This window comes from Pseudomonas sp. LBUM1649 (assembly GCF_059716155.1).
In genome coordinates, this window is the sequence record NZ_CP166807.1 from 2,156,667 (window position 1) to 2,168,711 (window position 12,045).

14 protein-coding genes are annotated in these 12,045 nt (G+C 58.8%); all 14 read left to right on the top strand.

Translation table 11 applies throughout. The features are described 5' to 3' along the window. The first annotated feature begins 21 nt into the window (after positions 1–21). The 14 genes from ACA058_RS10005 (at position 22) to ltrA (ending at position 11,963) form a co-directional block, all read left to right on the top strand. On the top strand, positions 22–291 hold the full coding sequence (locus tag ACA058_RS10005) for a hypothetical protein (RefSeq protein ID WP_497638929.1): 270 nt from the start codon (positions 22–24) through the stop codon (positions 289–291). Then, positions 288–620 (top strand): head-tail connector protein, encoded by a 333-nt coding sequence (locus tag ACA058_RS10010; protein WP_497638930.1) that lies wholly within the window; start codon positions 288–290, stop codon positions 618–620. The genes ACA058_RS10005 and ACA058_RS10010 overlap by 4 nt, the downstream gene beginning before the upstream one ends. Continuing rightward, the gene (locus ACA058_RS10015) at positions 617–955 is read left to right on the top strand and encodes a phage head closure protein (protein ID WP_497638931.1); all 339 of its coding nucleotides are present in this window, start codon (positions 617–619) and stop codon (positions 953–955) included. Before ACA058_RS10010 ends, ACA058_RS10015 begins: the two co-directional genes overlap by 4 nt. Next, positions 948–1,481, top strand: a complete 534-nt coding sequence (locus tag ACA058_RS10020; protein WP_497638932.1) for an HK97-gp10 family putative phage morphogenesis protein — start codon at positions 948–950, stop codon at positions 1,479–1,481. The genes ACA058_RS10015 and ACA058_RS10020 overlap by 8 nt, the downstream gene beginning before the upstream one ends. After that, entirely contained in the window at positions 1,481–1,849 is a 369-nt protein-coding gene (locus ACA058_RS10025; RefSeq protein ID WP_497638933.1) for a DUF3168 domain-containing protein, read from the top strand. Before ACA058_RS10020 ends, ACA058_RS10025 begins: the two co-directional genes overlap by 1 nt. Before the next feature lie 62 nt (positions 1,850–1,911). Continuing rightward, entirely contained in the window at positions 1,912–2,433 is a 522-nt protein-coding gene (locus ACA058_RS10030; protein WP_497638934.1) for a phage tail tube protein, read from the top strand. Positions 2,434–2,441: 8 nt separating this feature from the next. Next, positions 2,442–2,903 (top strand): phage tail assembly chaperone family protein, TAC, encoded by a 462-nt coding sequence (locus tag ACA058_RS10035; protein ID WP_497638935.1) that lies wholly within the window; start codon positions 2,442–2,444, stop codon positions 2,901–2,903. Next, positions 2,900–3,112 (top strand): phage tail assembly protein T, encoded by a 213-nt coding sequence (locus ACA058_RS10040; RefSeq protein WP_497639901.1) that lies wholly within the window; start codon positions 2,900–2,902, stop codon positions 3,110–3,112. Before ACA058_RS10035 ends, ACA058_RS10040 begins: the two co-directional genes overlap by 4 nt. Before the next feature lie 24 nt (positions 3,113–3,136). After that, complete coding sequence (locus ACA058_RS10045; RefSeq protein WP_497638936.1) at positions 3,137–5,605, top strand: phage tail tape measure C-terminal domain-containing protein; 2,469 nt, start codon at positions 3,137–3,139, stop codon at positions 5,603–5,605. After that, positions 5,602–6,087, top strand: coding sequence for a DUF1833 family protein (locus ACA058_RS10050; RefSeq protein ID WP_497638937.1), 486 nt, complete (start codon positions 5,602–5,604; stop codon positions 6,085–6,087). The genes ACA058_RS10045 and ACA058_RS10050 overlap by 4 nt, the downstream gene beginning before the upstream one ends. After that, positions 6,088–6,489 carry a hypothetical protein gene (locus ACA058_RS10055; RefSeq protein ID WP_497638938.1) on the top strand — a complete coding sequence of 134 codons (402 nt, stop codon included), beginning with the start codon at positions 6,088–6,090 and terminating at the stop codon, positions 6,487–6,489. It abuts the gene before it with no gap. Further along, complete coding sequence (locus tag ACA058_RS10060; protein WP_497638940.1) at positions 6,461–9,565, top strand: host specificity factor TipJ family phage tail protein; 3,105 nt, start codon at positions 6,461–6,463, stop codon at positions 9,563–9,565. Before ACA058_RS10055 ends, ACA058_RS10060 begins: the two co-directional genes overlap by 29 nt. Before the next feature lie 12 nt (positions 9,566–9,577). Continuing rightward, entirely contained in the window at positions 9,578–10,054 is a 477-nt protein-coding gene (locus ACA058_RS10065; protein WP_497638941.1) for a hypothetical protein, read from the top strand. Positions 10,055–10,541: 487 nt separating this feature from the next. Further along, positions 10,542–11,963, top strand: coding sequence for a group II intron reverse transcriptase/maturase (ltrA, locus tag ACA058_RS10070; protein WP_497635123.1), 1,422 nt, complete (start codon positions 10,542–10,544; stop codon positions 11,961–11,963). Positions 11,964–12,045: the final 82 nt, after the last annotated feature.

Consider the following 12,045-nt stretch of genomic DNA (forward strand, 5'->3'; position numbering starts at 1 on the left):
GGAAACTGCCCCGGGTTGAGCATGAAGAAGATTCGCGCGCTGCAACAATTTTCGCATTTCAACGCCGGCACCTTCGATCAGCATGAAACTCGTTCCGTGACTGATGACATCGCAGAAGCACTGGTAGGCATGGGGCTGGCCATCTACGTCGACGATGAAGCCGAAGCCAAGGCTCTGGCTGAGGCTGAAGAGGCCAAGGCCGAAGCTCTCGAAAAGGAAAAGGCTGAAGCAGAAGCCAAGGTGAAAGCCGAAGCAGACGCCAAGGCGCAGGAAAAGGCTGCCAAAAAATGACCGTCGCCGCTGCTGATCTGCTCCCCATCGAGCTGATTCGCAAGCACTTGCGTCTGGACTATGAGGATGAAGATGACCTCATCGCTCTGTACGCAGAGTCAGCGCTAGCCTGGGCACTCTGGTTTTGTGACAACCCCAAGCTTCTTGAGATCGATGACTTTCCGGCCAGCTTCAAGGCCGCGCTACTGCTGCTGATTGGGCATTCCTATGCGAATCGGGAAGCGGTGGTGGTCGGCACGATCACAGCCGAAGTGCCGATGGCGGTTGAATCTTTGCTCTGGTCTTCTCGAAACTGGTCTGGTCCGCCTGATCCAGTGGTGGCACCGTGAGAGCCGGTGCGTTGCGACACCGGATCACCTTCCAAGCACAAGGGATGGTTCAAGACCCGGTAAACGGTGAGATGCTGCCAGGTTGGGTTCCGGTGTGGGAGAGCGTCCCGGCCTCGGTAGAGCCGCTCAGCGCTCGCGACCTGATCGCGGCGCAGGCGGGCCAGTCCGAAGCATCGGGGCGCATGGTGATCCGCTACCGCCCCGGCGTGTTGCCAACGATGCGCATCCTGCACCGGGGCGACGTCTATGACATTCAGGGCGAGCCAATGCCCGACCCTGTGTCTGGTCTTGAGTACTTGACGATCTTGGTGGCGAAGGGAGTGAACGATGGCTGACACCGTGGAGTTCCAGCTGCAAGGTATTGACTCTCTGGTGTCGAAGCTTGGGGCAGTCAGCTACGACTTAAAGCGTAAAGGTGGGCGGGCGGCTCTGAGGAAGGCAGCCGCTTTCATTTCCGAGAAGGTCAAGGAAAGCGCTCGGCGGATCAACGATCCGGATACTTCCGAAGATATTTCCAAGAACATCACCGTCCGGTGGAACGGGAAGTTATTTAAAAGCAGCGGCGATTTGGGCTTTCGGGTAGGCGTCCTGGGTGGCGCTAAGCAGTACAACAACATGCATACACGAAAGGGTGGAAGGCGCGGCACTTACGAGGTTGGTGGCAGCCATGACAACCCCGGCGGGGATACCTTTTATTGGCGCTTTGTTGAGTTTGGGACCGCCCATGTTGCGGCTCGACCCTTCATGCGACCGGCTTTGGCGCAGAGCATTACCGAGGCTACCGATATCTTCATAACCGAATACGAAAAAGCCATCGACCGCGCGATAAAGCGCGCGGCAAAATCGTCCGGGAGTAGCTGATGCCAGCAGCACCAATTTTCGCAGTATGCGCGGCTGACGCCGGTGTTCGCGCACTTCTCGGCGAAACACCTCATCGGCTGTATCCCTTCGGCGAGGCGCCGGAGGGCGTGGTTAAACCATATGCCGTGTGGCAGTTGATCACCGGCAGCCCGGAGAACTACCTGGCCGGCCGCCCAGACTTGGATGGGTTCACGCTGCAGGTTGACGTGTACGCGGGCACCGGCACTTCAGCCAGGGCGGTCACCGACGCGATTACCCGAGCCATCGAGCTGAAGGCCAATGTGGTCCGGTGGGGTGGGGAGACCAAGGATACAGAGACAAATCTTTACCGGTCGAGCTTCGACATCGACTGGCTTGTACCCAGATAGCAGAACCTCAATACCGGCCCGCCATGTGCGGGTTTTTTTATGGCCGACATTTGGAGAACGCCATGTCGATCCTTACTCAAGGAACTCAAATTTTTGCTCTGGTGCCGCCTTTAACCGGTACTGGCCCGTTGACCGTGATGGAGGTTGAGTGCGCGACTGCGTTCAACCCGGGCGGAAACCCTGCGGATCCGATTGAGGATACTTGCCTGAGCGCTGCCGAAAGAACCTATAAAAAGGGGCTGCGCACTCCTGGCCAAGCATCGCTAACGGTCAATGCTGACCCCGCGAACCCGAGCCATATCCGGCTTCACCAGCTATCCGAAGCCGATGGCGAGACCACCATCAAGTGGGCTGTGGGTTGGTCGGATGGTCCCAAAGACTCTTCCGGTAAACCGACTGCTCTGCCGACTCTCAACACCGAGGGCGACGACTTCGAACTGCCAGCAACTCGTACTTGGTACGTCTTCGAGGGTTACGTCTCTGACTTTCCGTTCGACTTCGCAGCAAATGCCGTGGTGAGTACCGCCGCGTCGATTCAGCGTTCGGGCGGTTCCGCCTGGATTCGTAAAACCACCTCCGCTTAAGGGCAGCTATGAAACTGAATTTAGAAGCACTTACTCAGGCGGGTGCCTTCACCGGCCGGCCAGTTGAGCGGGAAATTAAGTGGAAGCAGGGCGAGACGGAGTTGGTCGCCACTGTCTTCGTCCGGCCGCTCGGTTACCAAACAGCGGTAAACGACGTGTTATCGGCCACCGGCCGGCACGATAACTACGCCGGTCGAATCGCCGCGAGTATCTGTGACGAGCAGGGCAAGCCGGTCTTCACTGTGCTCGATATCACTGACGGCCCGCTAGACCCCGCCGAACTTGCCAAGGATCCGGGCTCGACCAAGCGACTGGGCGCGCTTGATGGGAGCCTGACAGTTGCCCTCATGATGGTGATCGCTGAGGTCAACAACATGGGAAAGACGATGAGCTCACCTTCACCGACGAGCTCTGGCACGAACTCGCCATCACGCTCGGCTCCACGATCGCGGAAGCCAAGGAAAGGCTGAGCCTTGTCGAATTCCGGCAGTGGGTCAAATACCGAAATCTCCGCGGATCCCTCAATGTCGGCATGAGGGTGGAAAGGGCCGGGGCGTTGCTCGCCACTCTGCATGCCAACACGCATACCAAGGACGGTGGTTACAAAATCTATGACTTCATGCCTCACGAGGTTGAGGCGCCTATCAGCTTGGAGCAGGCCATGGAGTCGTGGGTTTAACGTTTACATGCCCGGAGAAAATGAATGGCCTCGAAATCACTGGGCACACTTACGCTCGACCTGGTCGCTAAAATTGGTGCTTTCACAGGTCCTTTGGACAAGGCAAGCCAGGCGGCGAAGAAGCGCAACGCTGAGATTGGAAAGTCGTTCAACAACCTGGCAAAAGGGGTTGGTGTTGCAATCGGCAGCATCCCGGCAGTGTTGACCGCAATGGTCGTGTCTTCTGCCAGTGCTGCCAAAGAAATATCCAATCAAGCAGCCTTGGCAGGTTTAGGAACAACGGAGTTTCAGAAATACGCCGCTGGCGCACGCAGTGTAGGAGTCGAACAGGACAAGCTTTCCGACATCTTCAAGGACGTCAACGACAAGGTTGGTGACTTCCTCTCCACAGGTGGCGGTGAACTGCAGGACTTCTTCACCAATATTGCGCCCAAGGTCGGCGTAACAGCTGAGCAGTTCAAGAAGCTGAACAGCAAAGATGCTTTGGCTCTGTACGTCACCAGCTTGGAAAAGGCGAACGTCAACCAGCAGGAGATGACCTTCTATATGGAGGCCATTGCCAACGATTCTACGGCGCTGGTGCCACTGCTTCGGAATAACGGAAAAGCTTTTGATGAGCTCGGCCAGGCAGCGTTGGATGCTGGTGTGGTGATGGATGAAACAACCATCGCCGCGGCAAAGCAGTTCGGCGTAGAGCTTTCCGGGCTGGGGCAATACCTGACATCGGCTAAGACAATGCTCGCCGCCGAGTTTCTGCCGGTATTGGCTCAGTTTTCAAAAGACGTGAACCAGAGCGCCAAAGATGCAGGTGGGCTCAAGGGGCAAGTTGGAGAGCTCGGTGACAAGTTGGTGGAGGCAACGGCGTTTATCGTCAGCGCTGGTGACGGTATCGTCAGGGTCTTCGATATCACAGCCAACACCCTGGTTGGCATGTATGCCACTGCCGTCGCGCACATGTCATCGCTGATGAGCGACGTAGCAAAAGGCATAAGCACAATCACATTTGGGGAGACCTCAGACCAATTCATTGCAGACTCGGTTCGGCTTAGGGATGAGGCCTCCTTAAATTTCTCGATAGCAGCTCAAGCTGCGGGCGGTATCAATGAGGCGTTATCAGCTCCTCTTGCGGGTGACAAGTTTAGGGAATATGTAGCCAATGCCAAGAAGGCGGCAGCTGAGGTCGCTAAAACTACACAGGCCATCACCCCCGGAACTGGAAGCAATGTCGATCCTGCTGCTATCGCAGCCGCCGCTGCAGCCTCCAAAAAAGCAGCTTCGGACGCTGCCGCTGCTGCCAAAAAGATTCAAGACTCGTTCGACGCAACCGAGACGGATCTGAAGAGACAGATTGAGTTGATCAACACCTCCACGGATGCAAGGAACAACGCAACTGAGGCTGCACAGCTTCAGTTTGAGTTCGAGTCCGGAAAACTTTCCGACCTGAATGACCTGCAGAAGGAGCGACTTAAGGGGCTGGCCGAGGAACTCGACAAACGTATCCAGTTACAGCAGGCCAACAAGGATGACCAGGACGTCAAGGCGTTCAAATACAACGTAGATCAGCAGCTAACAATTGATCAGCGCGGGCTCGATTCCACGTTTCTTAATGCGTATGACACCGACGAGGTCAAGCGTCGAGCGCAGGAGATGCTTGGCATCGAGCAGGATTATCAGGATCAGCTGGAAGAACTGCGTCAGCGGCACGAAAGCAATGATATTTCCGACTCGGTTTACGATCGTGAGACCGAAATGCTTGAAGCGGCGCTAAAGACTCGTTTGGAAAAGCAGGAGAAGTATTACCAAAAGCTAGACGAACTCCAGCAAAACGGAACAGCCGGTTTCATCAGTGGCTTTGCGACTCAAGCGGAGGCCAGCATGGACCTTTACGGGAATATGCAGCAGGTAGGCGGGGACACATTCAACAGCCTTACTGATGCTATGACCGAATTCGCCGAAACCGGAAAGCTTGATGCGAAGGACTTGGCCACAAGCTTTATCCAGTCTATGGGTCATGCGCTGCTTTCCTACGCCGCGGCGCAGGTGGCAATGGCAGGCTTGAGCGCATTTACCGCGATGGTAGGTATCCCATTCGTTGGCCCGGCAGTGGCGCCGGGTGCTGCAATCGCGGCGACTGCTGCGGCCGGCGTACTGATGACTGCGGTTGGCGCCTCTATCGATGGGCAGGCGCACGACGGTATCGATTACGTTCCGGCGGACGGCACCTGGAATCTGAAGAAGGGCGAGCGGGTAACCACCGCAGAAACAAGCGCGAAACTTGACCGAACCCTTGAGCGTGTATCCAAGGACGGAGGCGGCGGGGGGAAAACCGAAGTCAACATCCATGAAGACGCCAGCCGCGCCGGCCAAGTGCAGAACAGTATTGGTCCGGACGGTAAGCAGATCACCGATATGTGGGTTTCCAACATCCGCGCCCAGGGCCAAATGGCCAAAACACTTGAACAAACCTATGGACTGAAGAGAGTGGGGCGATGACAGCTCTTGAGACGCTGTATGCCTCTGGCGGTAATGATCCGATCATCCCGACGCTCGAACTGTTCTGCATTCCGTGGGCGGCGCCGATCTACATCTGCCAGGGGTTCGAAGACATCACAGCCAAGACCGAGGCCGGTGTGACTGCAAAGTTCACCGCCTCGGGGTTCGCCGCGGCACTGCCCAAGCGGGACAACAGCGGCAACCAGACGCTGACCTTCGCCATCGACAACGTGACGGGCGTGGCTCAGCAGATGATCGATCAGGCGCTTGAGGCTCGGGCGAGTATAGGGCTGGTTTTTCGGATCTTCATATCGAGCGACCTGACTACACCGGCCGAGCGCCCGTACCGCATGAAAGTGCTGAGCGGATTCATGCAAGGTCCGAGCGTCCAGCTCAATGCTGGCTACTTCGACCTGATAAACCTCGGCTGGCCGCGCCGCAAGTACACCTTGGCCTTCGCACCCTGCCTTAGGTACATCTAAATGTTCGAGAAATACCTGAACGCTTCCTATGAGGACGGCGGGCGCGGCCCTGCGCGACTGGATTGCTGGGGTCTGGCGCGCCTGGTCCGCCATGAGGTCTACGGCCTGCCCCTGCTTCCCAGCTGGGGCTATGTCCGCAACACCATGCCGAAGGAGTTCACCGAGGCGGTGAACGAGGGTGCGGCAGCCATGGAGCGGTGTGAGCCAGAAGTCGGCGCGATCGCCTGCGTGTGGCGTGGCTGGCGGTGCATTCATGTCGCTGTGATCGTCGAGGTTGACGGCCGGCTTCACGGAATGGAGATGAAGCCGTCCGGCGCCACTATCAAACCGCTGCGCAAATTCCATGACCAATACCTGACAGTGAGTTATCACCGTGATCGAACTGTATCCGAGCAAACTTGAGGGCCAGCCGCTGGAGCGCCACAAGACCGATCGCGTGATGACCCTCGAAAGCTGGTTGGTGGCCAAGGTGCCGAGCTACCAGGTGCGCGAGTCGCCACCGATCAGCATCGAGGTCAACGGTCTATTTATTGATCCGGCGCACTGGACGAAGGTTGAATTCGGGCCGGTCGACACTGTGCGGATCTATCCTGAGCCGAAAGGAACGGGCTTGGAGATCGCCGCATGGGCCGTCGTCGCTGCGATCGTGGCGGTCGGCGCGATCATGCTGACGCAGAAGCCGCTCGCCACTCCGGGCGCGTCGGGTGTAGGTGCAGGCAAAGGCCTGGGCCTGGCGAAAACCACCGCCAACCAGGTCAAGCTGGGCGACGTGATCCGCGAGTGTTCGGGCACGAACGAGATTTTTCCTGACTACCTGACCCCTACGCGGCGTTACTTCGGCGATGACCCCAAGGTTCAGTGGGTGGAAATGCTGCTCTGCATCGGCGTGGGCGAGTTCTACATTCCGCCTGGGCAGGTTCGTATCGGCGGGACTCCGATCGCGTCACTCGGCAGCACGGCCAGCTATGCCATCTACGGCCCAGGCCAATCGGTGTCGGCCGAGGCCGCGCATTTGTGGTGGCACAACTCGGACGAGGTCGGTTCGACCTCCACCGGCAGCGCAGGCCTGACCCTGACGACCACCACCAACATCGAACAGCAGCTGAATGCGGCAACCGTGCAGTTCAGTGAATACGTGGTGTCCGTACCCGTTGGTGCGGGGTGGTTTCCGGTTGGCTGGGATTCCGGCCTGATCGCGCGGATCGAGGTTCTGTATCCATACCTGTTCACGGCGCCTGCGGACGGATCGGCCACCATCATCAGCGGCGACCATGTCCCGATGCTAAATCCATTCGTGGGCATGAAGATCGAGATCACCGGTGCCAATGCCGGAGATTACGTGGTCGCGAGCTATGACCCCTATGTTCCGGCCGTGCCCGCGGTTACCGGCAGCGCCTCCAGGGTCACCGGTAGTGCCGCCCCGACGCGGTACGACTTCGATGTCACGCCGCTGACATTCACGGTAAGTCGCGGCGCGAGCACCTATTCGGTGACGCTAAACACGGCGACAACCAACCTCGCAGGCCTGGTCACGGCGGTAAACACTGCCCTGGTCAGTACCAGCCTTGTTGCCAGCGCCTCCGGCAGCTTCTTGCGGATCGCCGAGGCGGCATCGCCGTACAGCGGTGTCGCCCTTGGCCTGGGCGGCTCGTCGTCAACCGTGTTTGGTTCGTCACCGGTGTTTGTCACTGGAGTTAAGACGGTCACAGCTACTGACGCCGTGCCTGCCAAAGTCACCCTGGCTTACGACGGCGGCGTGCCGGTCGTAGGTCTGCAGACGGGCACGCTGTGGTCGTGCATCGGCTACCGGGATCTGCGGTATCGAATCGCCTCGGTATCCGGTGACGCGGTAGAGGACGACGAGGGCACGCCTGAGAACGAGGCACATGGCCCGTCGACGATCACTGTGATTCGCCTGGATGATACCGGCGCCGAGGACGCCGACTGGCTCGGCTTCGACGACATTGAAACCAACACGGCCACCATCGTTCTCGATGGCTCGACCACCGAGGGTGACTGGGCCGGCCCGTTCGCAGCTTGCCCGCCCGGTGAAGTAGTTCGGCGCATCGAATTTGACTTCTTCTTTCCGCAGGGCCTGGTCCGATACACCGAGAAAAACGGCAACATCCGCTCGCACTGGGCGAAGGTTGAGGTCCAGTACCGCGACATTGCCACTGCCGGCGTCTGGACGAGCCGCACCTTTACTTACGAGGCGATGAGCCCTGACCAGCAGGGATACACGGACTGGATCACCATTCCGACCTATATGCGGCCCGAGGTTCGGGTGCGGCGAATCGGCGAGGAATCCACCGAGAGCTTCAAATTCAACCGTGTGCAGTGGTACGGGCTGCGCGGGCGGATCGACAAGGCGCCGACCAAGTACGACGACTGCACCGTGATGGCGCTGTATGTGCGCGGCGGCGACAAGCTGTCGGCCCAGTCGCAGAGCCAGGTGTCGGTTATCGCCACCAGAAAGCTGCCGGTTCTGGTGGATGGCGAATGGAGCGAGCCCGTAGCGACACGCGACATCGTGCCCTGGGTGAACTACGTCATGAAGTCGGCAGGCGGCACCGATGACGACATGGATATCGACGAGCTGGCGCGTTATGGCGCCATCTGGAGCGCTCGCGGCGACCACTTCGACTACGCAGTCGAAGATGACAGCACCGTCAAGGAATGCATCAATGACGCGCTGCTGGCTGGCTTTGCCGAGTTCACACTTGAGCGCGGCATGGTGACACCGGTTCGTGATGAGCTGCGCACGCAGATCGGCCATATGTACACGCCGCAAAACATGACCGAACAACTCAAACGAGGCTTCACCTTGCCTGCGCCCGATGATTACGACGGCGTTGACATCAAGTACATCGACGAGGTGACCCATGCGACGGAAACGGTTCGGTGCAGGCTGCCTGGCGACCTTGGGTTGCGTGTTCAGACGGTCGAACTGAAGGGGGTCACCAACCGCGATAAGGCTTGGCGAATCGGGAGGCGTATGCGGCGGGCTCAGGTCTACCGCAATAAAAGCTACAGCTTCAGCACGGAGTTTGATGCCTTGAACAGCGGATACCTCAGTTATGACGCGGTGGCTGACGACATTCCAGGTTACGGGCAAAGCTCGATTCTGCTGGATGTAACCACCGGCAGCGGCTCGGTGATCCTCGAAAGCCCAGAAGTCCTGACATGGAAGTCGGGCGTCTCCCATGTGGTCGGCCTGCGCCGGCCGGATGGCACCGTTAGCGGGCCATGGCCAGCAACGCGCGTGGACGACTATCGGCTATCTGTCCCCTCGCTGGACTTTGAACCCGACACCTCATGGGGCATAGATCCTCCGCACTTGCTGTTCGGCGAATCGACTCGCTGGTGTTACCCGGTCTTGATCACGTCGATCGACCCTGGCGATCACTCGGCGGATGTCGAGGCGGTCAACTACGACCCGCGTGTTTATGCGGATGACGATAACTTCGCCGACAACTAAGGATCGCGAAACATGCTGATAATGCCTGACGGTATTCCGCTACCGTTGCGCGACGGTTACGGCTTCAAACCCACCAGCCCGATCGTGCGCACGCCCTTTGTAAGCGGTCTGGCTAGAAACCGGCGCCGCTACCGAAGCGTGCCAACTGAAGTTTCGGTGACATGGCTGTGCAATGCCGAGCAAGCCCGGATGTTTGAGGGCTGGTGCAAGTGGGGTATCGGATGGGCCGACTGGTTCATGTGCCCTATAAAGAGCCCGCTCGGCCTGATGCCAACGCAGGCTCAGTTCACGGACATTTACGACGGCCCAACGCTGGTTGGCGTCAACCTCTGGCGATATACCGCCGTCCTGTCGCTCTTTGAAATGCCGGTTATTTCCGAGGCCGAGCTGACCGACATGATGGCGGGGATGGATCTCAGCGTCATGAACTCCAGGCTGCGTGGCGAGCTTAAAAGCTGGTACACGAAGTCATGGCCTGGGGCGACGTAGAAACGGAACACGCTGATCGCCTTTTAATTTTATAGCCCGCCGCTGTGCGGGCTTTTTTGTGGTGCGCCAGGCATGGCGCGTTGCGCGCAAGCGCAACCAGTTTGGCTGTGGTGGTCACGCTGGTGACTTGGAGGTGAAAGTCCTCTACACACCCGGCAAGGGGAAGTGTTAGCCGAAGGCAAGGGTGTCGCAGGCGACTGCGAATCTGAAGGAAGCCCGGGGCAAAATGCCGGCCTGACGAACAGGAAGCGGATTAGGCGGTGCAGCGGGGTAAGGTAGCCATAATTGCCAAAGCCCAATACTTGCACGGAACGCTGTGACGTAGATCCGACAGGCATAAGCAGGAAGGTCGCGCGAATTACCCTGGGAGATCTGCACGTTTGCCACTGTGCTACCGAGCGTCGAGAGGCGACGGGATGAACGTGCAGAAGTCAGCCGAGGCCGTAGTAAGTGGCAAATAACCCTGCCACCAAGGGCCGAACAGGTTATGCCGCCAGTAGGCGTCAGAGTCTCGTCGAATGTCGAAAAGCAGAAATTTCTCCGAGGGAGAACTGTGACCCCTAGTTCCGGACAGAATCCGCGGGCGACGGCTGGCAGTGCGCAGGCATCGGCGACGTCTGTGATGTGGACGAACGCGGAGCCGGACACGCTGATGGCGCGGGTGCTTGCATCGGCCAACCTCAAGCGTGCGTATCACCGCGTGGTCAGCAACGAGGGGGCGCCGGGTGCCGATGGCATGACGGTCGACGAATTGGCGGGCTACGTGGAACAGTATTGGCCAACCCTCAAGGCCAGGTTGCTGGCCGGTGAGTATCACCCGCAAGGTGTACGCGCCGTCGAAATCCCCAAACCCAAAGGCGGGACAAGACAGCTGGGTATCCCCAGCGTCGTGGATCGCCTGATCCAACAGGCACTGCTGCAACAGCTCACGCCGATCTTTGACCCGCTGTTCTCGGACTATAGCTACGGCTTCCGTCCGGGCAGAAGCGCCCACCAAGCCATCGAAACAGCCCGTGCCCATGTGGCGGCGGGCCACCGCTGGTGTGTGGAACTCGATCTGGAGAAGTTCTTCGATCGGGTCAACCACGATGTATTGATGGCCCATGTGCAGCGTCAGGTTGAAGACAAGCGGGTGCTCAGGCTGATCCGTCGTTATCTAGAGGCCGGCGTGATGTCGGGCGGGATCGCCAGCCGACGGCAGGAAGGGACGCCGCAAGGCGGCCCGCTCTCGCCGTTGCTGTCGAACATCCTGCTCAACGAACTCGACCAAGAGCTGACACGGCGGGGCCATCGCTTCGTGCGCTATGCCGACGATGCGAACATTTATGTGCGCAGTCCTCGTGCTGGCGCGCGAGTGATGGCTGGTGTTGAGCGTTTCCTGAATCAGCGTCTGAAACTGACGCTGAATCGGGAAAAGAGCCGAGTAGCCGGGTCGTGGATGTGTGATTACTTGGGCTACGGGATGAGCTGGCATCAACAACCGAGGTTAAGAGTAGCGACGATGAGTCTGGGTCGCTTACGCGACCGACTCAGAAACCTGCTGCGCGGCGCACGGGGCCACAAGATGGCGAACGTCATCGAGCGGATTAACCCCGTACTGCGCGGTTGGGCGGGCTACTTCAAGCTCAGTCAGAGCAAGCGCCCCCTTGAGGAGCTGGACGGGTGGGTGCGGCATAAACTTCGCTGCGTCATCTGGCGCCAATGGAAGCAGCCCTCTACGAGGGCGCGCAACTTGATGCGCTTGGGGCTTAGCGAAGCGCGCGCCTGCAAATCAGCCTTCAATGGTCGCGGACCATGGTGGAACTCGGGGGCGTCACATATGAATCAGGCGTTACCGAAGAAGCTGTGGGATCAGCTAGGGCTGGTCTCGATACTGGATACGATAAACCGGCTTAGCCGCATAACTTGAGCCGCCGTATACGGAACCGTACGTACGGTGGCGTGAGAGGACGGCGGTTGTGAAACCGCCTCCTACTCGATCCTGGAGAAAA